General features: G+C 30.2%; 26 protein-coding genes and 1 pseudogene. 22 read left to right on the top strand and 5 right to left on the bottom strand.

The window, feature by feature from the left end; all coding sequences use genetic code 11:
* Nucleotides 1-466 (top strand): IS3 family transposase (locus ABID14_RS06315; RefSeq protein ID WP_354368276.1); only part of this gene is annotated, 466 nt, incomplete at its 5' end.
* 111 nt (nucleotides 467-577) lie between these two features.
* Here the strand turns inward: ABID14_RS06315 and ABID14_RS06310 are convergent.
* The 3 genes from ABID14_RS06310 to ABID14_RS06300 form a co-directional block, all read right to left on the bottom strand.
* Nucleotides 578-2,062: an aldehyde dehydrogenase family protein gene (locus ABID14_RS06310; protein ID WP_354368274.1), complete on the bottom strand. Its 1,485-nt coding sequence runs from the start codon at nucleotides 2,060-2,062 to the stop codon at nucleotides 578-580.
* Nucleotides 2,063-2,294: 232 nt separating this feature from the next.
* Nucleotides 2,295-3,680: a radical SAM protein gene (locus tag ABID14_RS06305; protein ID WP_354368272.1), complete on the bottom strand. Its 1,386-nt coding sequence runs from the start codon at nucleotides 3,678-3,680 to the stop codon at nucleotides 2,295-2,297.
* A 484-nt stretch (nucleotides 3,681-4,164) separates the two neighbouring features.
* Nucleotides 4,165-4,701: a MarR family winged helix-turn-helix transcriptional regulator gene (locus tag ABID14_RS06300; RefSeq protein ID WP_354368271.1), complete on the bottom strand. Its 537-nt coding sequence runs from the start codon at nucleotides 4,699-4,701 to the stop codon at nucleotides 4,165-4,167.
* A 349-nt stretch (nucleotides 4,702-5,050) separates the two neighbouring features.
* Here ABID14_RS06300 and ABID14_RS06295 point away from each other — a divergent pair, with 349 nt between their 5' ends.
* The 12 genes and pseudogenes from ABID14_RS06295 to cas2 all read left to right on the top strand — a co-directional run bounded on the left by ABID14_RS06295 (nucleotide 5,051) and on the right by cas2 (nucleotide 11,356).
* A complete protein-coding gene (locus ABID14_RS06295; RefSeq protein ID WP_354368269.1) occupies nucleotides 5,051-6,472 on the top strand; it encodes a pyridoxal phosphate-dependent decarboxylase family protein in 1,422 nt (473 codons plus the stop codon).
* 121 nt (nucleotides 6,473-6,593) lie between these two features.
* Complete coding sequence (locus ABID14_RS06290; RefSeq protein ID WP_354368267.1) at nucleotides 6,594-6,953, top strand: CRISPR-associated endonuclease Cas3''; 360 nt, start codon at nucleotides 6,594-6,596, stop codon at nucleotides 6,951-6,953.
* Nucleotides 6,922-8,196 carry a CRISPR-associated helicase/endonuclease Cas3 gene (locus ABID14_RS06285; protein ID WP_354368265.1) on the top strand — a complete coding sequence of 425 codons (1,275 nt, stop codon included), beginning with the start codon at nucleotides 6,922-6,924 and terminating at the stop codon, nucleotides 8,194-8,196. The genes ABID14_RS06290 and ABID14_RS06285 overlap by 32 nt, the downstream gene beginning before the upstream one ends.
* Before the next feature lie 103 nt (nucleotides 8,197-8,299).
* Nucleotides 8,300-8,515, top strand: a complete 216-nt coding sequence (locus tag ABID14_RS06280; protein ID WP_354368263.1) for a hypothetical protein — start codon at nucleotides 8,300-8,302, stop codon at nucleotides 8,513-8,515.
* Nucleotides 8,496-8,741, top strand: a complete 246-nt coding sequence (locus tag ABID14_RS06275; RefSeq protein ID WP_354368262.1) for a hypothetical protein — start codon at nucleotides 8,496-8,498, stop codon at nucleotides 8,739-8,741. Before ABID14_RS06280 ends, ABID14_RS06275 begins: the two co-directional genes overlap by 20 nt.
* A complete protein-coding gene (locus tag ABID14_RS06270) occupies nucleotides 8,738-8,863 on the top strand; it encodes a hypothetical protein (protein ID WP_354368260.1) in 126 nt (41 codons plus the stop codon). Before ABID14_RS06275 ends, ABID14_RS06270 begins: the two co-directional genes overlap by 4 nt.
* A 254-nt stretch (nucleotides 8,864-9,117) precedes the next feature.
* Nucleotides 9,118-9,258, top strand: a complete 141-nt coding sequence (cas5, locus tag ABID14_RS06265) for a CRISPR-associated protein Cas5 (protein ID WP_354368257.1) — start codon at nucleotides 9,118-9,120, stop codon at nucleotides 9,256-9,258.
* A gap of 45 nt (nucleotides 9,259-9,303) precedes the next feature.
* Nucleotides 9,304-9,507 carry a Cas5 family CRISPR-associated protein gene (locus ABID14_RS06260; RefSeq protein WP_354368278.1) on the top strand — a complete coding sequence of 68 codons (204 nt, stop codon included), beginning with the start codon at nucleotides 9,304-9,306 and terminating at the stop codon, nucleotides 9,505-9,507.
* Nucleotides 9,497-9,718 (top strand): hypothetical protein, encoded by a 222-nt coding sequence (locus ABID14_RS06255; protein WP_354368255.1) that lies wholly within the window; start codon nucleotides 9,497-9,499, stop codon nucleotides 9,716-9,718. The genes ABID14_RS06260 and ABID14_RS06255 overlap by 11 nt, the downstream gene beginning before the upstream one ends.
* A gap of 35 nt (nucleotides 9,719-9,753) precedes the next feature.
* Nucleotides 9,754-10,017, top strand: a complete 264-nt coding sequence (locus tag ABID14_RS06250; RefSeq protein WP_354368253.1) for a CRISPR-associated protein Cas4 — start codon at nucleotides 9,754-9,756, stop codon at nucleotides 10,015-10,017.
* Nucleotides 10,018-10,025: 8 nt separating this feature from the next.
* Nucleotides 10,026-11,060: pseudogene (cas1c, locus tag ABID14_RS06245) on the top strand (type I-C CRISPR-associated endonuclease Cas1c).
* 2 nt (nucleotides 11,061-11,062) lie between these two features.
* Nucleotides 11,063-11,356, top strand: a complete 294-nt coding sequence (gene cas2, locus ABID14_RS06240) for a CRISPR-associated endonuclease Cas2 (RefSeq protein ID WP_354368251.1) — start codon at nucleotides 11,063-11,065, stop codon at nucleotides 11,354-11,356.
* A gap of 316 nt (nucleotides 11,357-11,672) precedes the next feature.
* Here cas2 and ABID14_RS06235 read toward each other — a convergent pair whose 3' ends face one another.
* Nucleotides 11,673-12,656 carry a helix-turn-helix domain-containing protein gene (locus ABID14_RS06235; protein WP_354368250.1) on the bottom strand — a complete coding sequence of 328 codons (984 nt, stop codon included), beginning with the start codon at nucleotides 12,654-12,656 and terminating at the stop codon, nucleotides 11,673-11,675.
* Nucleotides 12,657-12,997: 341 nt separating this feature from the next.
* Between ABID14_RS06235 and ABID14_RS06230 the strand changes: the two genes are divergently transcribed.
* From ABID14_RS06230 to ABID14_RS06215, 4 genes are all read left to right on the top strand, one after another.
* A complete protein-coding gene (locus ABID14_RS06230; protein WP_354368248.1) occupies nucleotides 12,998-13,279 on the top strand; it encodes a co-chaperone GroES in 282 nt (93 codons plus the stop codon).
* A 17-nt stretch (nucleotides 13,280-13,296) separates the two neighbouring features.
* Nucleotides 13,297-14,919, top strand: coding sequence for a chaperonin GroEL (gene groL / locus ABID14_RS06225; protein WP_354368247.1), 1,623 nt, complete (start codon nucleotides 13,297-13,299; stop codon nucleotides 14,917-14,919).
* 238 nt (nucleotides 14,920-15,157) lie between these two features.
* The gene (gene gloB / locus ABID14_RS06220) at nucleotides 15,158-15,847 is read left to right on the top strand and encodes a hydroxyacylglutathione hydrolase (protein WP_354368245.1); all 690 of its coding nucleotides are present in this window, start codon (nucleotides 15,158-15,160) and stop codon (nucleotides 15,845-15,847) included.
* A 9-nt stretch (nucleotides 15,848-15,856) separates the two neighbouring features.
* Nucleotides 15,857-16,276 carry a DUF2188 domain-containing protein gene (locus ABID14_RS06215; protein ID WP_354368243.1) on the top strand — a complete coding sequence of 140 codons (420 nt, stop codon included), beginning with the start codon at nucleotides 15,857-15,859 and terminating at the stop codon, nucleotides 16,274-16,276.
* 695 nt (nucleotides 16,277-16,971) lie between these two features.
* Here the strand turns inward: ABID14_RS06215 and ABID14_RS06210 are convergent.
* Nucleotides 16,972-17,862, bottom strand: a complete 891-nt coding sequence (locus ABID14_RS06210; protein ID WP_354368241.1) for a fructose bisphosphate aldolase — start codon at nucleotides 17,860-17,862, stop codon at nucleotides 16,972-16,974.
* 89 nt (nucleotides 17,863-17,951) lie between these two features.
* Between ABID14_RS06210 and ABID14_RS06205 the strand changes: the two genes are divergently transcribed.
* From ABID14_RS06205 to ABID14_RS06185, 5 genes are read left to right on the top strand one after another with little or no spacing between them, the layout of a single operon-like run.
* Nucleotides 17,952-18,530 carry a ribonuclease H1 domain-containing protein gene (locus ABID14_RS06205; protein WP_354368240.1) on the top strand — a complete coding sequence of 193 codons (579 nt, stop codon included), beginning with the start codon at nucleotides 17,952-17,954 and terminating at the stop codon, nucleotides 18,528-18,530.
* Nucleotides 18,527-18,949 carry a deoxycytidylate deaminase gene (locus tag ABID14_RS06200; RefSeq protein WP_354368239.1) on the top strand — a complete coding sequence of 141 codons (423 nt, stop codon included), beginning with the start codon at nucleotides 18,527-18,529 and terminating at the stop codon, nucleotides 18,947-18,949. Before ABID14_RS06205 ends, ABID14_RS06200 begins: the two co-directional genes overlap by 4 nt.
* A gap of 12 nt (nucleotides 18,950-18,961) precedes the next feature.
* Complete coding sequence (gene mscL, locus ABID14_RS06195; RefSeq protein ID WP_354368237.1) at nucleotides 18,962-19,369, top strand: large conductance mechanosensitive channel protein MscL; 408 nt, start codon at nucleotides 18,962-18,964, stop codon at nucleotides 19,367-19,369.
* Nucleotides 19,370-19,414: 45 nt separating this feature from the next.
* Entirely contained in the window at nucleotides 19,415-20,443 is a 1,029-nt protein-coding gene (locus tag ABID14_RS06190) for a patatin-like phospholipase family protein (RefSeq protein WP_354368235.1), read from the top strand.
* On the top strand, nucleotides 20,433-21,047 hold the full coding sequence (locus ABID14_RS06185; protein ID WP_354368233.1) for an NUDIX hydrolase: 615 nt from the start codon (nucleotides 20,433-20,435) through the stop codon (nucleotides 21,045-21,047). Before ABID14_RS06190 ends, ABID14_RS06185 begins: the two co-directional genes overlap by 11 nt.
* Nucleotides 21,048-21,252: the final 205 nt, after the last annotated feature.

Here is a 21,252-nt window from a genome sequence, read left to right as displayed (position 1 = left end):
TGATGTTACTGAGTTTAAGATACATAACTCAGACGTTAAACTCTATCTATCTCCGATTATGGATTTATTTAACAGCGAGATTATTTCCTTTAGTTTAAGTACATCACCTAACGTAGCTTTTACCAACAACTCTTTAAGAAAAGCGATAGCTAAGCTTCCGTCTAAACATAAATTAGTGATTCACACAGACCAAGGATTCCATTACCAACATATATCTTGGGTTAAATGTCTGGAAGAAAATGGAATTATACAAAGCATGTCCAGATGCGGGAATTGTCTAGACAATTCTCCTATGGAAAACTTCTTTGGGTTGTTAAAACAAGAAATGTATTATGGAATTAAATATACTAGCGTAGATGAATTATGTAGAGAAATAGAAAGATATATTAACTGGTATAACTATGATAGAATTAAGGCAAAACTAAACGGACTTTCACCTATTGAATTTAGGCTTCAGTCCGCTTAGTAAAAATCAAATATTAATGTCCGTGTTTAAGGGTGCATATCAAAAGAGGGCTAAGCCCTTTTTTTATTGCAAAAAAAGCCTAGCCCATTAGGAATTTGTATAAAAGAACTTTTAGTAAAGTCCTGGAGATTTTTCTGATGTGTCAATAATTATATTTTTAACTTGACTGTATGCATCAAGTGCAAGCTTGTGAGTTTCTCTGCCTATACCAGATTTTTTGTATCCACCAAAAGGAGCTCCAGCAGGGATTGTATTATAAGTGTTTACCCAAACACGTCCTGTTTCCATTGCTCTTGAAACTCTTAAAGCTTTATTGATATCTTTTGTCCACACTCCACCGCCAAGTCCATATTCGGAGTCGTTGGCAAGTTTTATTACTTCTTCTTCATCTTTAAATTTAATCACAACAGCAACAGGGCCAAAGATTTCTTCTTGAGCGACTTTCATGTCATTATTTACACTTGCAATCAAAGTCGGGATAGTGAAATGACCATTGGCAAGATCGCCTTCTACACATTCTTTACCACCGGCTATAATTTTTGCCCCTTCTTCTGTTGCAATATCAATATATTTTAAAACTTTTTGTTTTTGTCTGCCATTTATTTGTGCACCTAATTGTGTCTCAGGATCCCATGGTAATCCTACTTTTACTTGTTCAAATTTTTCTACAGCACGTTTTACAAATTCATCATAAATTCCTTCTTGTACAAAAACTCTAGAACCAGCACAGCAAACTTGACCTTGATTAAACAAAATACCAAGTGCAAGTCCATCTATTGCAAGATCCATATCACAATCATCAAAGAATATATTTGCACTCTTGCCACCTAATTCCAAAGTTGAAGGAATTAATTTATCGGCAGCGTGTTTTGCCACATTATATCCAACTTCAGTTGAACCAGTAAATGCAAGTTTAGATAGTTTTTTGTGGGCAAGCACATATTCACCAGCCTTAGAGCCGGTACCAGTAACTATATTTAAAACACCTTTAGGCAATATATCTTTAATAAGTCTTGCAAGTTCTAAAAGTGAAAGAGAAGTGGAACTTGAAGGTTTAATCACAATAGTATCCCCTGCTGCAAGAGCTGGTGCAATCTTCCAAGCTGCCATCAAGAATGGAAAATTCCATGGAATAATTTGTCCTACAACCCCAATTGGTTCACGCAGAACAAGAGAAATAGTATTATCGTTAAATGCATTTAGCGTTCCTTCTTCTGCTAAAATAACTCCAGCAAAATACCTAAAATGCTCAGCGGCCTCTGGAATATCAACCCCAGATGTCTCTCTTATAGGTTTACCATTATCTAGAGTTTCAACCATAGAAAGATGTTCAGCATTTTCATCTATTATATCTGCAATCTTATTTAAAAGTTTAGCTCTCTCAACTTTAGTAGTTTTCTTGAAGCTTTCAAAAGCCTTACATGCAGCATCAACAGCTCTATCAACATCTTCTTCAGTAGCTTCAGTTACCTTGGCAAGTAAATTGCCATCTGCAGGACAAATTGAATCAAAATATTGTCCTCCAGAAGATTTTACAAATTCTCCGTCTATAAACAAATCGTACTTTTCTAATAAATTAACTTCTGGTCTTTTCATGTAAACACTCCTTAAACAAAATAGAAAAAATCAGTCAATTCATATATATCCATTAAAACTAATTAATAACACTTATCAAATAAGTTAAAATAATAACAAATTTCATGGAACACATGAAATGGCATGATTTCAACAAAATTGAGTTTAAAAATATTACATAATAAATTTAAATATGTCACACTAAAAATAAAAGAGCCCTAACCAATTAGGACTCTTTTATCACTTTTATAAATTATTTATTGCGAGTAGTTGACCACAATTTATTTGCAGTTTTGTTCCAAGCTTTTGCATATGGTGTTGTCTTTTCTTGCAATTCTTCGGCACTCTCTGAAGCAATTAAATCTGTATTTTTGGCACCAGAATCATTAACAATTTTAGTAAGTCTACCAGGATTTTCAAGCATTGGGCAAGGTTTTAATAAATTCTTATTAAATGGTTGATTTTTGTGAAATCCCATAAACAAAGGACTTGTCAAACATTCTTTTATAGTCTTGTCTTTGATGTTAGAATCAGAATAATGAATAAACACACAAGGTTCCATATCACCCAAAGAATTTATATGGAAATAATTCTTGCCTCCTGCAATACATCCGTTGATAAATTCGCCATCATTTTGAAAATCTATAGTAAAAATATTTTTTGGATATTCAGCAGAACGTATTTTTCTAACTTTGTGATATACATATTCACGCTCTTCTGGAGTAGGTAAAAGACTTACATCAGCATCAGCACCAACAGGCATATAGTGGAAATACCAAGCAAGCTTGCAACCATGTTCTACGAGCATTTTAATAAAATCATCATCAGTAACATATTTATAATTTTGACCTGTATAACAAATAGAAACACCATAAAGAAGTTTATGTTTTTTCATTAAGTCCATAGCTTGCATAACTTTTTGGTAAACACCATCACCACGTCTAAAGTCAGTTGATTCTTCTGTGCCTTCGATGCTCAGTGCAAATGAAATATTACCAACTCTTTTGACGTCTTCGCAAAACTTCTCATCAATTAATGTTCCATTTGTAAAAATATGAAATTCACTATCGTTAAATTCTTCAGCAAGTTTTATTATGTCATCTTTTCTGACAAGAGGTTCTCCGCCTGTCAATATAAAAAAGTAAGTGCCAAGTTCATTTCCTTGTTTAACAATACTTGCCATTTCATCGTAAGTAAGATTATTTTTGTGTCCATATTCAGCAGCCCAGCATCCTTTACATTTTAGATTACAAGCAGAAGTAGGATCAAACAGAATTGCCCAAGGAATATTACAGTCATGCTCTTTTTGTAATTTACAACGCAAATTATTTCCTTTGTATGCCGCATTGTAACCAGTATTCATGACGAAAGTTTTAACTATATTTTCATCTATTTCATTAATAATATCCGTACCAAATGAAACCCATTTAGAATTAGGATCAGCCATTTCTTTTCTCATTCTTTCGATAGCTTCTTTACCACTGTTCATCTCGCTTGATTCGGGCATTAAATAATTATCAAAGATGTTGACCACATCAACCATTCCCTTATGAGGATCTTTTTTAATGTGTTTGAATGCAAGGTCAACAGCCATGGAAAACGCAGTTTTAGTTGCTTTGTCTTTAAGCATAGTATCCATAATTAGACCTCCTTAGTCTTAAAAAATGTATTATAAAAATAATACGAAAAACAAGATTATACTATTATAAAGAATGCCTTAGAGGAAATTAAGTTTGTTAAATAAGGCAATAACTTCATTATAGATTCCGTACACAAAACCCTAATAACATATACAAAAATTTGTATGTGAAAACTTTATCTAATTCCTCTCTAGAGTTACAGTGAATTTGATAATACATTAAAATGTATTTTAAAATAAAAAGGTTCACTTAGTTTTAAATATCAAAATATTAATATAGTAATGTGAACTCTATAATTATTCTACCCGAATAAAACAAGGATATTCAGGATTTGGATAAATTTCTGAACTTTGTTCACTTTTTATTTTATACATATTATAATACAAAAATAGAAATAATTAAAGAGATTTTGCATTAAAAATAAAAATTTTTTTAAAAGTGAAAAATGAGCAAAAAAAAACTTGAGTTTTGCTCAAGTTCTACCTATTCATTATCTGAATTATATAAAATATTGTAATAAAATTCACATATCTCATTGAATTTAATAAGGTCATCAACGGAAAATTTTTCAAGTAATTTTTTATTTGTCTTTACAATATCGACATTATCACATTTTTTATGTGATATTGAAACCTCTTTGCCAAGTGCTGTAGTAAAAAGATGAAAAACTTTGCCATCAGTGGTTGAATTTTTCCTATATATTAGTTCTTGTTTTATTAATTTTCGAACAGTTTGAGAAATAGCAGAAGTAGTTATATTCCAAATTTTAGCTAGTTCGGTAACTGTAATACCTGGATTATCAGATATTTGAGTGAGGATATGAATTTCAATCATGGTCATTTTTGGGCCTTTGCCGTAATCTCGACGCTTATTAAAATAATTAGAATACGCCAAAATAAAATTATAAATTGGAATCATTATTTTATTGAGTTTGTCAAATTTTTTGCTGGCCTCATCGTCTTCCATATTTTTATCTATCCATTTATCTATAATTTCAGTATAATAAACATCCTTATTCATGATTCACCTCAAAAAAAGATTATCACAAAATTAATAAGTTAGCAATATCATCAAAAATAAGATTATAATCACAACTGAATAAATAAAATTTTTGGATTGCACATTTAAACAAAAATGAAAAAATAAAAAAGCTAAATTTTATATTTCAATTATATTCAATTCTTTATCATATTTAATTAGAAAATACAATTATTAAAGAATAATCTGCATTTAATTTGATGCAAAAATTTAGGCATTTTTAGTGCAAAGGGAAGGTTCAAAATTAAATAAATAGCTAAAATATCACTCAAAATATCAAAAAAAGTGATACACTATTACATGAAATGAAAAAATTATATGGAGGAATAGAATGGACAATCTAAAATTATTATATGATTGGCAAGAAGCACAAAACTTACTAAGAGAAGTCTTGCCAGAAATAATACAAAGACAAATAGATGTCGGTAATAAGAAGATATTAAATCCAATTCCAAAAGAAAGAGAAGATGAAATAAAATCTATAAAATTTGGAGAAGAACCCAGAGAACCACGTGAAGTAATAGAACAAATGGATAGACTTCTTTATAAATATAGAACAATACAAAATCATCCAAAATTCTTTTCGTTCATACCTTTGGCTCTTTCTCCAGTATCAGTAGTTGGAGACATAATAAACTCAATTCATTCCCCCTATGGTGGGGCACATGTTCTCAGTGAAGGAGTAGCAATTGCACAAAAATGGCTAATAAATTGGATGGGTGAACAAATAGGATATCCAGTAAAAGAATTGGGTGGTATTTTTGTATCAGGTGGCTCAATGGCAAATCTAACAGCATCGGTAATTGCTAGAAATGAAAAACTGAAAGATGAAGAGATACCAAAAGGAACTGTTTATATATCTGATCAGACACATTCATCAGTAGCCAAGGGAATTCATATAATGGGCACTCCTCTTCTAAATATCAGAAAAATAAAAACTGACGATATTTTTAGAATGGATGTAGAAGATTTAAAAAGACAGATAGAAGCAGACATAAAAGACGGATTCATACCATTTTTAATAGTGGGAACAGCTGGGACAACTAATACAGGGTCAATAGATTTACTTGAAGAAATATCAAAAATAGCAAAAAAATATAATTGCTGGTTTCATGTTGACGGAGCATATGGAGCGAGTGGCCTTTTATCATCTCATAAAGAATTATTTAAAGGAATAGAAAAATCAGATTCAATAAGTTGGGATGGGCATAAATGGCTATTTCAGTCTTATGGATGTGCAACAATAATATGCAAAGACAGGCAAGCTATGGCGCGAACATTTAATGCCAATCCAGAATATTTAAAAGATGTAGAATCACAAGATTCCAATATTAATTTTTGGGACATAGGTATAGAATTAACTTGTCCAGCGAGAGGAATGAGACTTTGGTATACATTGCAAAGAGTCGGCACCAAAGCATTTAGAGAAGCTATAGATAGAGGATTTGAAAATGCCAAAAAATTTGAAGAATTATTTAAAAAAGATGAAGACTTTGAAATAATTTCCCCAGCTATGCTTAGCACTATTAATGTAAGATATGTAAATGAAAAATACACATTAGAAGAATTAAATGAAATTAACCATAAACTATCAGAAATAGCATCAAAAAGAAACGAAGAAGTCTATTACACAACGACTCTTAGAGGCAAAACATCACTTAGATTTTGTGCAATACATCCACAGCTTACAGATGCAGATATAGAAGATGTGTATAAAAAATTAAAAAGAGATATAGAGAGTTTGAGTTTATAAAATAGGGGGGATTTGTCTTTAGTGACGAATCCCTTATTTAAAAATTAAATATATTAATAATTATTTACAATATTCAGGAAAAGGTTTTCGAGAGTGGTATAATTTTATTGGAGGTGAAGGTATGATTATAGCTCATAAAGACAATAAAGGAAATGTTCAAAGTCTTATTGAACATGCTATGAATGTTGCGAATCACTGTAAAGAAATAGGAGATAAAATAAGTCTAGGTGAATTTGCTTATATTCTAGGGTTGCTGCACGATATTGGCAAAGCAGACAGACGTTGTCAACATAAAATTATTAATTTGACTAATGATAGAGTCATACATTCAAGTGCAGGAGCTAAGTTTTTTTATCATCTTGCTGAAAAGTTATATAAACCAAATTTCAATAACTTTTCTAATTTTTGTGAAATTGGCGCTTATGTGATAAGTGCTCATCATGGTTTATATGATATTTTTAGATTGGACACAAAAAAATGATAATGAATACATAAATACATTATATGATAAATTTTTTTGTAATTCAAAGGGTGATTACAACTATGCTGAAGAGGTGCTCAGTTTTGTTGAAAGTTTAGAAAAAGAAGTTATTGAAAAAAGAAAAATAACATTACAAGAATGTTTTTTGAGAGCGTATAAAGAATATGATTTAGTTATATCCAATTTTCAGGGGGAAAAGATAAACAATGAACAAATTTATTTTTATAGATTTATGATGGTAAGACTTCTCTTATCGATAATTAAAACGGCTGATGTGACAGATACAATTAATGCTACTCAGGAAATAATTGTAAAAGATAAAAATGTTATAAGTGGAAAAGAACTCTTAAATTCAATAGAAGAAACTTATAAAAAATTTGGAAAACCAACTGAAGAAATTAATAAAATAAAAACAAATATTTCTCAAGTAGTTAAAAACAGAGGGTTAGAGAATGGTCCTGGTATATATAAATTAGATATCCCTACAGGATCTGGAAAAACTTTAGCATCTTCAAGATATGCAGCTGCAGCAATATCTACTGGAAAATTTGAAAGACTCATTTATGTGACCGCATTTTTATCTGTTTTAGAGCAAAATGCACAAGAACTAAAAAATGTATTTGGTGAAGAAAATGTCCTTGAACATCATTCAAATGTTGTTGATGATAATGAAAACTATGATGAAAATTATGAAGACACAATAGAATTTAAGAATAAGGAATATCTTATGAAGACCTGGAATGAACGTATTGTAGCTACTACTATGGTTCAGTTTTTTAATTCTTTAATAAAAGGGAAATCTGCAAATTTAAGGAGATTTGCTTCTTTAATTAATTCTGTGATTATTGTAGACGAGGTACAATCACTTCCAATAGAAACTACGTATATATTCAATTTAATCGCTAACTTTTTAGTTAAAGTCATGGGTGCAAATCTTGTGCTTTGCACTGCAACACAACCGACTTTTGATAATAAAAATATTGAATACAAAATTGATTATGGTGGTTTAAAAGGTGAAGAACCTAAACTTTATGAAATGACGAAAAATGATTATAAAGTATTTGAAAGAAATAAGGTTAATCTTTTAAAAGAGGATTCTGCAACAGTTTACGATATTGTAGAAGAATTGCAAGGAAATAAAGATAAATCCAGACTTGTGATTGTCAATACGAAGAAAGTTGCGAAAGATATTTTTGAAAAAGTAAGAGGTAGCAATAAATACTGTTTTTACCTAATCTACTGATTTTTGTCCAGAGCATAGACGTGATATTATTGCAAAAATTAAAATCATGTTAAAGGATAATTTACCTGTAGTTTGTTCAAGTACATAGTTAATTGAAGCTGGCGTGGATCTGGATTTTAATATGCTTATTAGATCATTTGCTGGTATAGATTCAATTATGCAATCTGACGGCAGAGTAAACAGAGGTGGTAAGTTAGAAAAAGGTATTGTAAAGCTTGCTTATTTGCCTAATCAAATAGAATCTACAAGAAGATTAAAAGGTATTCATGATAAAAAAGAGACAACAAATTTGTTATTATTTGGACACGAAAAAAAATGAAGATATCGACTTAAATAAATTAAACGATAGATTCTATAATATGTATTTTGGTAATAATATAAAAAAGATGGGGTATTCACTTGAAAAAGTTGATACAGATTTATTTGAATTGATGTCAATAGGAAACAGACCTTTTAAATTTAAAAACTCTATTAATACACAGAAGATTAATCCTGAAAATATGATTGCAAATCCATTTAAAAAATTGCAGATAAGTTTGAATTGATTGATGATGATGCTAATAGAAGAGATGTAATTGTTTATTATGGTAATAATGATGAAACAATTGAAGAATTAATACAAAATATTAATGAGTATGAAAAAATTATGATGGAAATATTTTATTAAAAATTAAAAGAGTCTTGAAAAAACTGCAACCATATACAGTTAATGTATATAAAGATCCAAAAAATAGAAGATAAGTTGATGAAATATTTAGATGATACAATCTCAATATGCTATAACCATTTCAATCCACACAGTTTACTGTTAAACATATGTTATAACATAAAACAAATATGCTTGACAAAACCTATTATACTCAACATACTATAACCGAAGTAGGAATTAACATCTAAAAGAGAAAATAAAGGAGGTGCTATATGGAAAAATCCAAATACTTTTATATTAAAATCACAGGTGATTACGCGTTATATACTTCTCCCGAGTCAAAAGGTGGATCTGAATCCTTCACATACTCAATACCAACAAGGCAAGCCCTACACGGAATAGTAGATGCATGATATTTTAAACCTGTTCTACGAAATGTAGTAGATGAAGTAAAGGTAATTAATCAAATAAAAACTCATACTATGGGCTCTCGAGCTTTATATAATAATGGCTCTCCAGGTTTAAATTACATCACAGTGTTAGAAAATGTCGAATATCTAGTTAAATTTCATTTTGAATGGAATTTAGATAGAGATGATATGGCTCAAGATAGAAATATGAAAAAACATGAAGCCATAATGGAAAGATCGCTTGAAACATGAAAAAGTTGATGACCCTTTTATAAAAGGAAAAAGGAAAAATATTTTTTATTCTCGAGCTGTCCCAATATCTTCTAAGAAACTTGGATTAATTGGTATAATTGATGTCATAGAATTCCTAAAAGATGAGAATGGCATCATTATTCCAGGTAAAAAAGGAAAGTGGACACCATATATAGTAGAATATAAAAGAGGAAAAGAAAACCGGATTTAAGAGACATTTCTCAATTAATTGCGCAGGGAATCTCTTTGGAAGAGGATTTATCTTGTAAAATCAATAAATCCTATATTTATTACTTTAAAACCAATAAAAGGTTAGAAGTAGAAATAGATGAAGAAAAAAGGGAATTTGTATATAAGACAGCTCAAGAGATGCACAAAATGTTTGATAATAGAATAACTCCAGATGCAGAATATTTTAAGAATTGTACATTATGTTCACTTTACGATTTATGCATGCCACGCATTACTAAAAAGAAGAAATCTGTTTATAATTATATTTTTGGAGAATAAAGAATAATATGAAGAAACTTTTAAACACCTTATATGTTACAAGGGAAGAAGCGTATCTTGCAAAAGAGGGCGGGAATATTGTAATAAAAGAATATGGTGAAGTTATAGGAAGGTTTCCAATTCATATCTTAGAAGGTATAATATGTTTCAATTATCAAGGAGCTAGTCCGGATCTTGTTAAATTATGTGGAGAAAATAATATAATAATTTCATTTTTAACTCTTCAAGGAAAATTCTGTGGTAGATATGTTTCTGCAAGTGTATGAAATGTTCTTGTTAGAAGAGAACAGTATAGAATGGCAGATGATGAACATTCTGTTGGTTTTTTTAGAAATATTATTTATGCAAAAGGTTATAATTCAAAGAAAATTATAAAAAACTTTATAAAAGATCATAAAGATATAGTCGATATACCTAGGATTAATAAAGCATTAGAGCTAATAGATGAGACATTAATTGATGTTAAATTTTCTAACGATAAAGATAGTTTAAGAGGATTAGAAGGAGTCATAGCTAGAGCTTATTTTGATATATTTGACGAAACGATAATACAACAAAGAGAAGATTTCTATTTTATTGGGAGAAATAGACGTCCACCATTAGATAGAGTCAACGCACTATTGTCATATCTTTACTCTATATTAACTTATGATTGTCAATCGGCACTTGAAGCAGAGGGCATAGATAGCTATGTAGGATTTATGCACGTTGATCGACCTGGAAGAATTTCCATGGCGTTAGATTTATGTGAGGAAATGAGAGCATATATGGTTGATAGATTATGCTTATCACTTATAAATTTAAGGATAATAAATATAAAAGACTTTGAAGTAAAAGAAAATGGAGCAGTCTTATTAAATGATAAAGGTAGAGGGAAAGTACTAAAATATTGGCAAGAAAATAAACACCAAGAAATTACACATCCATTTCTTGGTGAAAAAATTAAATTAGGATTATTGCCACATGTACAGTCGAGGTTATTAAATAGGCATATTAGAGGAGGTTTGGACAGTTATCCTCCATTTATGATAAGAGGTAATTAAATATGATGGTTCTCATAACTTATGATGTGAATACCGAAACAAAAGAAGGTAGAACAAGATTAAGGAAAGTAGCAAAACAATGTGTAAATTATGGACAAAGAGTTCAAAATTCAGTTTTTGAATGTAGTTTAGATCCATCTCAATTACGTTCATTGGAGAAAATACTTTATGATATAATTGATGATGAAAAAGATAGTATCAGATTTTATAACTTAGGCAAAAATTGGAGTCATAGGGTTAAAAGTTTAGGAAAAGATGAAACTTATAACCTTGATAATGATTTATTAATACTATAGAACCTCAGTTACACATGAAAATCTTGAGGCTTCGAAAGAAAAAAGGTATTTTTAATAGTTTTAAACCTTAAATATTATAATTAAAACTTATATTAGCCGTAAAATGCTGAAAAATTACGGTCGCTCCTCGTGTAGGATCGTGGATTGAAATTTGTTAATGCATCAGGTATTATCTCTACTGTATGGTCGCTCCTCTTACATGAGTGCATACTAAAATTATAAAAATAATCATTCTCTATAATTATTCTTATAAAATCACTTTATTTAAAAAAAAATATAAAAAGTGACCAAATTTTTCTGGTCACTTCACATATTTTTATTTATTTTTATCTTCTACTATATTTATTAAGGCCATCAATGCTGGATATAGTACTGCAAGTATTGTTATTATTATCCAACTTTTATCCCAATTATTTGTCGTAAAGCTATATCCTAAATATATTGCTACGGATATTAACCAATATATTGTAGAGATTTTTCCTGCTACTGATGGGTTTTCTTTTTTGTCTATTGTATAGTCATTTTCTTGTAATATTCGATCATAGGTTTCTGATACTATGGAGTTTTTGACTAGTATATAAACTCCTGTTCCAACTATGATTAATGTTGTTGCCACCATTATTAATATTATATAGTCGGGAATAGTTTCTGTTATTATTGTTACAAATATTGGAATGACCGCAAGTATACATAATACAACTCCTATTATATTTTGTTTATTATTGTAATCTTTGTATTCGTTTTGCATTTCTCTTGTTAAATCGTCCACTCCATATGCGGTATCGAATATTTCTGTTTCCATAAATTCATATTTTTTCTCTTTATTTGAACTTGTGATAAATAAGGCAACGGATATCGATATAAATATTATCAATAGTATTAAACCAAATGATGTGGCCATATTATCTGTTAATGGGAAATATTTGGATTCACTAATTGCAAGTAGCAACAATAATGGTACTGATGATATTATTGATAAATAAACTCCTGTTGCTACATTTTTGGAGTTTTCAAATCGTATTTTTACATATTCGTGCATTTCTTCTAGAGTAAATTTGCGGACTCTTGTTTCTTCTTCGTAGTCGAAGTACTCCTCGTCTTCAATTTCTTCTTTTAATAAATAATCTAAACTCACTCCAAATATTTGCGATAGTTTAATTATTTTTTCTAAATCTGGGACTGATTGAGCTCCTTCCCATTTTGAAACTGATTGTCTGGTTACATTCATCTTTTCTGCTAATTCTTCCTGCGACCAATTATTTTTCTTTCTAAGATTGATTAATTTATCTGCAAAAATCATTTTTCTCGCCTCCTTGTGATTTTATTTTATTAAATATTGTGGTTGCATTCTATATACTCTAGGTATTCAAATTGTAAACATCTAGTTGCAATGGCTAATTTATGCTATTTGATAATTGATATAATTATTCTACTTAATTATATACTACTAATTTTAAATAGTTATAATAATTATCAAATTTGTTTTTAATTTGATAATTAATCAAAAGTTATTCAAATATTTTATCTAATTTTGACAAAATATATTTTCTAAATACTTGAAAATTTAAAAGTTATGTATTATTATAAATATTAGCAGAAGAGCTAATTGAGTGCTAAATTTTTTATAGGAGGTTTATTTATATGAAACTTAGACCATTAGATGATAAATTAGTTATCAAAAAAATAGAAAAAGAAGAGACAACTGCTTCAGGTATTGTTCTTCCTTCTTCAGCGAAAGAAGAACCAAATATTGCTGAGGTAATTGCTACAGGTAATAAATTAGATACAGATGAAGATATGAAAGGGCTTGTAAAAGTCGGAGACAAGGTTGTATTTTCTAAATATGCTGGAACTGATATTGAAGTTGAAAAAGAAGAATATACAATTATCAAGTTCCAAGATATTTTAGCTGTTATTGAATAATAAAGGGAGAGGATAAAATGGCAAAAGAAATTAAATTCTCAGCTGATGCAAGAAAAGGAATTATCAACGGAATTAACAAACTTGCTGATACTGTTAAGGTTACACTTGGACCTAAGGGCAGAAATGTTATTTTAGATAAAGAGTATGGTGCACCACTTATCACAAATGATGGTGTTACTATTGCAAGAGAAATTGAATGTGAAGATAAATTTGAAAACATGGGAGCTCAACTTCTAAAAGAAGTGGCTACTAAAACAAATGATGTTGCTGGTGATGGTACTACTACTGCAACACTTTTAGCACAAGCTATTATTCGTGAAGGTATGAGAAATCTTGCAGCTGGTGCAAATCCAATGGTTTTACAAAAGGGAATTAAAAAAGCTGTAGATAAAACTGTTGAAGAAATTAAAAACTTTTCTACTGAAGTTTCTTCTAAAGAGGCAATTGCTCAAGTTGCATCTATCTCTGCAGCAGATGAAAATGTTGGAGATCTTATTTCTGATGCAATGCAAAAAGTAGGTAATGATGGAGTAATCACTGTTGAAGAAAGTAAATCTATGGGAACAAGCCTAGAAGTTGTCGAAGGTATGCAATTCGACAGAGGTTATTTATCTCCATATATGGTAACTGACACTGATAAAATGGTTGCAGAACTTGAAAACCCATATATTCTAATTACAGATAAAAAAATTACAAATATTCAAGATATTCTTCCACTACTAGAAGAAGTACTACAACAATCAAGACCACTTCTTATCATTGCAGAAGATATTGAAGGAGAGGCTCTTGCAACTTTAGTTGTTAACTCATTAAGAGGAACACTTAATGTAGTTGGAGTTAAAGCACCTGGTTATGGCGATAGAAGAAAAGAAATGCTTCAAGATATTGCAATCTTAACTGGCGGTAAAGTTGTGTCTTCTGATTTAGGTGAAGATCTTAAAGATGCTACTGTTGAAGTGTTAGGCTCTGCATCTAAAGTTAGAGTTGAAAAAGAACTTACTGTTATAGTTGATGGTTCTGGAGATAAATCTGAACTTCAAAATAGAATCAACCACATCAAAAATCAAATTGAAGAAAGTGATTCTGAATTTGACACAGAAAAATTACAAGAAAGACTTGCAAAACTTTCAGGTGGAGTTGCTGTAATTCAAGTTGGTGCAGCTACAGAAGTTGAACTTAAAGAAAGAAAACTTAGAATAGAAGATGCACTTGCAGCTACAAGAGCAGCAGTAGAAGAAGGTATAGTTGCAGGTGGTGGAACTGTACTTGTTGACACTGTTAAATTTGTAGAAGAAGTTGTAGAAGAACTTGAAAGCGACGAAAAAACTGGTGCTAATATTATTCTAAAAGCTCTAGAAGAACCACTAAGACAAATAGCAGAAAATGCTGGTCTTGAAGGTTCAGTAATTGTGGAAAAAGTAAAGGGCAAAGAATCAGGTGTTGGTTTTGATGCTTCTAAAGGTGAATATGTAAACATGAAAGAAGCAGGTATCGTAGACCCTACTAAAGTTACAAGATCAGCTCTTCAAAATGCAGCTTCAGTTGCAGCAATGGTACTGACAACAGAAGCAGCAGTTGCAAACATCAAAGAAAAAGAAGAACCTCAAATGCCTATGAACCCAGGCATGGGAATGATGTAATAACTAAAAATTAAACAATAAATTAAGCATTGTTATAAAATTTGTATTTTGTAACAATGCTTTTTTTATAGATTAGAAATTTGTACGAGAATACAAATTTTATTCTAATTACTAAAACTTGTTTAAAATTAAATTAATGCTGATTAAAAATCAATTTGTAATTTATCTCCAGGTAAATTTTTAAAAATATTGTTTGAAAATTTTAATAGAGTGTAGAAATATAAAAAGGAGGGATTTAATGAACATAAACGCAGTTAAATCATTTTCAGATAATTATATTTGGATAATAGAAATTAGTGGAGAATATATTGTAGTAGATCCTGGCGAAGCTAAACCGGTGATAGAGTTTTTAAAAACTAAACCTGCCGCAATACTCTTAACTCACGAACATGCAGACCATGTTGGCGGAGTAGAGGAGATTAAAGAAGAATATGGCGATGTATATGTATATGGTCCTTCTGAAACAGAAAAGTTCAATAGCGAAACAGTAAAAGAAGGTTCAGTTTTTGAGATTTTAGGTAAATCCTTTAAAGTATTTGACACTCCTGGGCACACAATGCATCACGTGTCTTATCTTATAGATGATAAACTATTTTGCGGTGATGCACTATTTTTGGCAGGTTGTGGCAGAGTATTTACTGGGGATTATGAGTCAGCATTTAATACTTTAAAGAAATTTAGTGAACTAGATGATAATATTTTGGTTTATCCAGCACATGAATATTCTTTGGCAAATCTTGAATTTACGAAAGCATATAGACAAAGCCCTGCGGTACTAGAAGAATATAATAGGATAAAAGAATTAAGAGATAAGGAAAAAATTACATTGCCAACAACTATTGGCAAGGAAAAACAAATAAATCCTTTCATGAGAGCAAAAGATTTAGAGGAGTTCATTGATTTAAGAAAGTTAAAAGATGATTTTTAGGAGGAAAATATGCCTTATACAAAAAAAGATTATCCTGATTCCATGAAAAACTTGGACGAAACAGTAAGAATAAAAGCTATTGATATTTTAAATGCTATGTTAAAAGATGGATACGAAGAAAGAAAAGCTATTCCGATTTCTATTTCACAAGCTAAAGAATGGCACAAAGACGCATCTAATAAAGAAAAATCCGATGCTAAAAAAGAAGATGTGACAAAACACAAAAAGAGTAAAAATTCGTCAGCTAAACTTCAGGACGCAGATGTAATAGTAGAATATGTAAAAGATAAGGAAAAATGGCGTGTAATCTCTAAAGGAGCTAAAAGAGCCGACTCACTTCATGATAAAAAGACAGATGCAGTAAAAAGAGCTAAAGAAATTATGAAATATAGGAATAGTGAGTTAATGGTAAAAAATAAAAATGAATAGACTTTTTTACAATATATACAGTATATTGTTTCACACTAAAATTAAATAAATAATAAAATTTGGAACTTTATATTGCCAGTGGTTTAAGATGAGTTCCAAATTTTATTGTATGAATTATGCAATTGAATTTTGTTTAATAATCTTTTAAACAGATAAATATTAATTAATTTATATAAATCATTAACATTATTTTCATTTAATTTACTGGTGGTGGAATAGGTGCAAAAGTTTTTGAATTTGATTATGCGGCAATATCCTTCAAATTCCAATATATTTTATAGAATTCTAATTCATGGTTTCATTATTTTTTGACAGTAGGTTGGGGATATATTTTTTTGAAATAGATTTAAATATTACTTTTATAAAGGTTATACTTCTTATTTATACTTATATTAGTTTTTTATGTTTTGTTCCTACTCTGTTGTTCATACTTCATCTTGGAAATGATAAAAGCAGATATTTATTATATATTATTTGGCCACGCTTTAGCCTTTGTAAGTATATTTATGTTGATTTATTTAATAAAAAAGATTTAGTATAAGATTGAAAAGTTATAATATATAATAAAATTTTATATTTAATAATTATTTTAATAATGGGTTTTTTGGGTATAAAATTTATGGACCTAGTTAGGTTTTGCAAAGGGAAGTTAAAAAGTAGAAGGAGATACAGTTTTTCTGTATCCCCTTTTTTGATTATTTTTCTACTGATGCTATATAATTTTTTTCTATAGAGTCATCTAACATATTTGTAAATTCTTCTTCTGTTTGATTTACGTTTAGTCCTTCTGTAAGTGCTCTTGAATAAGACGCTATTACATCTTCATTTTGCACCAATTTTTTGTTTGCATCGTTTCTAGAGTAACCACCTGATAGTGCTACAATTCTAACTGTTTGCTCAAAGTCTAATAATTCATGATATAGATTTGGCTCTTCAGGTAGAGTTAGTTTGAACATTACATAAGTGTCTTTGTCTAAATTTTTAAGTTCTTTGATTAAATATTCTTTCAACACTTCTTCAATCTCTTTTTTGTCTTTAGCGTGAATATCTACCTCAGGTTCTATAATTGGTACGAAACCTTTAGCAGAAATCATCTTTGCATAATCAAATTGTTGTTTTACAACTTTTCCGATAGATTCTTCGTTAAGTTCTTTTATTACTGAACGCATTTTTGTTCCAAAGATATTTCTTTCTTTGGCATTTTCTAAAAGTTCATCTATGTGTTTAAAAGGCTTCATTAATTGTACGCCATCTTTTAATTTGTCTAGTCCTTCATCAATTTTTAATATTGGAACAACGCCTTTTTCTTCCCATAGGTAATCAGCTGTATATTTGCCATCAACTTTTGAGTTCATTGTAACTTTAAAAAGTATTGCTGCTAATATTCTATCTGATGTAAAAGATTTGTCAGTTATTATTCTCTTTCTCATTTCATGAACTAAATTAAACATCTCTTCATCATTTGAATATTCAGTTTCATCTACGCCATAGTTTTTAAGTGCTTTAGGTGTAGAGCCTCCTGATTGATCAAGAGCAGCTACGAAACCTTTGCCATTTTTCATTCTTTCAAATTGTTCTCTATTCATAATACCTCCAAAAAATTTAGACTACTTTATGAATGTATTATATAATATGTAAGTGTTATTGACAAATTGATATTGGATAGAGGTGTTAAATGAATTATTATGCTGTAAGAGTGGGTAAGAATCCTGGTATTTATAATACTTGGGACGATTGCAAAGCTCAGGTACATGGATATAAGGGTGCGAGTTACAAAAAGTTTTCCAACTTGGAAGATGCTAAAAATTTTATTTCGCAAGAGGAGAAACAACAAGTTAAAGCGGCTCTTGATGATGAATTAATTGTATATGTTGACGGTTCTTATAGAAATTCTGATAAGAGCCATTCCTATGGGGTATATATGTATGGCAAGGGCGCTGAATATTCTTTCTCGAAAAGATTTTTCAAAAACTCTGAAATGAGAAATGTATCTGGCGAAATCAAAGGTGCTATGCGAGCCATGGAAGAGGCCATTAAACTTGATATACGAAAAATTTATCTTCATTATGATTATGAGGGGATAAGATCTTGGGCACTTGGTTATTGGAAAACCAATAAAGATGATACCAAGGCTTATAAAAAGTTTTATGATAATGTCAAAGATAAATTGGAAGTTGAGTTTATTAAAGTTGCCGCACATAGTGGTGTTCGCTATAATGAACTCGTTGATAAGCTTGCAAAGGAGGCAAAATGAGAAAATCTTGGGATGAATATTTTATGGAAATTACAGAGATGGTTGCCACAAGATCTACTTGTGACAGAGCTTTTGTTGGTTGTGTTCTAGTAAATAGGGATAATAGAATTGTTTCTACTGGTTATAATGGATCAGTTACAGGTAATCCTCATTGTTGTGATGTTGGACACACTATTAGAGATGGTCATTGTATTGCTACTATTCACGCAGAAATGAATGCTCTTTTATATTGTGCAAAGGAAGGTATATCTGTTAAAGGATGTAGAGCTTATGTTACTCATTTTCCTTGTTTAAATTGCACTAAGGCACTCATACAAGCAGGAATTTCTGCGATCTATTACAAAGAAGCCTACAGAGTAGACGACTATGCCCTTGAACTTATTAGAAAGAACGATGTGTTGTTGAAACAAATTGACTGACGGAGGAAGCTTATGAAAAAATTTATGAGTGAATTTAAAGAATTCATTGCTCGTGGAAATGTAATGGATATGGCGGTTGGGGTAATCATAGGTGGTGCTTTTGGTAAAATTGTTGCATCTCTTGTAGATAATATCCTAATGCCACTTATCGGTATTATTATTGGTGGTAAAGGTTTTGAAGAATTATCTGTTACAGTTGGTTCTGCTACTGTTCAATATGGTATTTTTATTCAAAATATTATTGATTTTCTAATTATTGCTTTAGTTATATTTATCATGATTAAACAACTAAATAAATTACAAGGTAAATTTAAAAAAGAAGAAATTGCAGATCCTACAGAAAAAGTTTGTCCTTTCTGTAAAACATCAATTCCAGTTGATGCTACAAGATGTCCAAACTGTACATCTGAATTAAAATAATTTTTGGGGCTATGCCCCGTACATAAATAAAGGGGAGTGAAAGCAATGGGATATGGATTAGTGCTTGAAGGTGGTGGATCCAAAGGTGCTTATCAAGTAGGAGCATATTTAGCTCTTGTGGAAATGGGTTTTGAGTTTGAAGCTATAGTGGGAACAAGCATAGGCGCATTTAATGGAGCCATGTTTGCTCAAGGTGATGTATATGAGTGCTTCAAAGCTTGGCGCAATATGGAAATGAAAAATTTTGAAACTGAACTGCGAGATGCAGAAAATGCTGATATGTTCAGTAAAATCAAAGACAAACTCACAAGGCTGGATATAAAAGTCCCCGAAATTGTTAAGTCGCCATCTCCACTTTTCCAATTGGTGGATAGGTATATAGATGAAGATAAAATAAGAGCTTCATCAATTGACTTTGGAGTGTGTACTTTTAATTTGACAGACTTCAAAGCTGAAAAACTTTTTACAGATGATATAAAACAAGGACAACTAAAAGATTATGTAATAGCATCTTGTTATTTGCCGGCCTTTAAATTGAAACCACTGCATGGCAAATTCTATTTAGATGGATGTTTTGCATCTAAAGCTCCCATTGAAATGTTTGATGGCAGAGATTTAGATATTGTAGTTATAAGACTGCACAATGAAAAAGGTGAAGATTTTTCGAAAGCAAAATATGTCATAGAACCCAACAAAGCATTGGGCAAAACTCTTGATTTTTCACCAGAAAGATCAGAAGAGTTGATTAAAATAGGATATTTCGATGCTTTTAAAACAGTTAAAGGGTTACGTGGTGATGATTACTATATAATGCCAATAGATGTTGAAGAGACGGTAAAATATATCTATAAAATAATAAAATATAGAACAAAAGGCATAGAATCTAAAATAATGAGAGCAGTAATAGAAGAATATGTACCTAAAATTGCCAAAGAATTAAAGCTCTCTGAAACATTTAATTATGATGATTTATTATATAAACTCTTAGAGCATGAGGCAAATAAAAAAGATATAGACAGATTTAAAGTATATACAGTTGAAGAACTCACGAGGGAGATTTTAAATGGAATTTGATCTTCATAAAATAAAGCGAAGACTCAAAAAAACAGAACCAAAACCAATAGATGTAGCACATAAATTTTCAGTTTTCATTCCGCTTATAAAAGTAGATGGTAAAACTCATCTATTATATGAAAAAAGAGCAATTAGTCTTAGAAATCAGCCTGGGGAAATATCATTTCCTGGAGGGCGGATAGAAGTGGGCGAGAGCCCTAGAGAAGCAGCTATTCGTGAGACATGTGAAGAACTTTTATTAAAAAAGAATGAGATTGAAATATATAGCGAATCCGATTATTTGATAAATCCATATTCTGCAATTATTTATTCTTTTATAGGAGAAATAAAAAAGGATTTTGATAAAATAAAACCATCTAAAGATGAGGTGGATGAGGCTTTCTTGGTGCCATTAGATTTCTTTTTTGAAAACAAACCAAAAGCATATCTCAATAGATTGGCATATGAGAGAGCAGCAGATTTTCCTTATGATTTGATACCTAATGGCAAAAATTATAAATTTAAAAGTGGACAAGAAGAAACATTGTTTTATCAATATGAAGACAAAATTATTTGGGGATTTACCGCAAAAATTACTAAGAATTTTATAGATAAGATAAAATAATCTATATAAAGACACCTCTCTAATTATTACTTGGTAATATTTAGATATGGTGTTTTTTAATTTCACTATTAATTTGACAAATGAAAACATATAAATTAAACCTTTTATAGAAACGTTATCAATTAAAAGTTTTAAAGTATATAGTGTTAAACATTAGATTCATATATTATAGTTGGTGATTTAGAGGGTTCAGTTTTAATTGTAG

Source organism: Peptoniphilus olsenii, assembly GCF_040545475.1.
GTDB classification, from domain to species: Bacteria; Bacillota; Clostridia; order Tissierellales; family Peptoniphilaceae; genus Peptoniphilus_A; species Peptoniphilus_A olsenii.
The sequence above is the reverse complement of the archived record's forward strand: the minus strand, read 5'-3'. Positions and strand labels throughout refer to the sequence as shown.

Coding starts and splice junctions, on each gene's coding strand:
- ABID14_RS06235 (WP_354368250.1), bottom strand. CDS start 12,656: ATGATTTTTGCAGATAAATTAATCAATCTTAGAAAGAAAAATAATTGG.
- ABID14_RS06185 (WP_354368233.1), top strand. CDS start 20,433: ATGGAATTTGATCTTCATAAAATAAAGCGAAGACTCAAAAAAACAGAA.
- ABID14_RS06190 (WP_354368235.1), top strand. CDS start 19,415: ATGGGATATGGATTAGTGCTTGAAGGTGGTGGATCCAAAGGTGCTTAT.
- ABID14_RS06310 (WP_354368274.1), bottom strand. CDS start 2,062: ATGAAAAGACCAGAAGTTAATTTATTAGAAAAGTACGATTTGTTTATA.
- gloB (WP_354368245.1), top strand. CDS start 15,158: ATGAACATAAACGCAGTTAAATCATTTTCAGATAATTATATTTGGATA.
- cas2 (WP_354368251.1), top strand. CDS start 11,063: ATGATGGTTCTCATAACTTATGATGTGAATACCGAAACAAAAGAAGGT.
- ABID14_RS06290 (WP_354368267.1), top strand. CDS start 6,594: ATGATTATAGCTCATAAAGACAATAAAGGAAATGTTCAAAGTCTTATT.
- ABID14_RS06295 (WP_354368269.1), top strand. CDS start 5,051: ATGGACAATCTAAAATTATTATATGATTGGCAAGAAGCACAAAACTTA.
- ABID14_RS06230 (WP_354368248.1), top strand. CDS start 12,998: ATGAAACTTAGACCATTAGATGATAAATTAGTTATCAAAAAAATAGAA.
- ABID14_RS06205 (WP_354368240.1), top strand. CDS start 17,952: ATGAATTATTATGCTGTAAGAGTGGGTAAGAATCCTGGTATTTATAAT.
- ABID14_RS06215 (WP_354368243.1), top strand. CDS start 15,857: ATGCCTTATACAAAAAAAGATTATCCTGATTCCATGAAAAACTTGGAC.
- ABID14_RS06300 (WP_354368271.1), bottom strand. CDS start 4,701: ATGAATAAGGATGTTTATTATACTGAAATTATAGATAAATGGATAGAT.
- mscL (WP_354368237.1), top strand. CDS start 18,962: ATGAAAAAATTTATGAGTGAATTTAAAGAATTCATTGCTCGTGGAAAT.
- cas5 (WP_354368257.1), top strand. CDS start 9,118: ATGGAAAAATCCAAATACTTTTATATTAAAATCACAGGTGATTACGCG.
- ABID14_RS06305 (WP_354368272.1), bottom strand. CDS start 3,680: ATGGATACTATGCTTAAAGACAAAGCAACTAAAACTGCGTTTTCCATG.
- groL (WP_354368247.1), top strand. CDS start 13,297: ATGGCAAAAGAAATTAAATTCTCAGCTGATGCAAGAAAAGGAATTATC.
- ABID14_RS06210 (WP_354368241.1), bottom strand. CDS start 17,862: ATGAATAGAGAACAATTTGAAAGAATGAAAAATGGCAAAGGTTTCGTA.
- ABID14_RS06285 (WP_354368265.1), top strand. CDS start 6,922: ATGATATTTTTAGATTGGACACAAAAAAATGATAATGAATACATAAAT.
- ABID14_RS06200 (WP_354368239.1), top strand. CDS start 18,527: ATGAGAAAATCTTGGGATGAATATTTTATGGAAATTACAGAGATGGTT.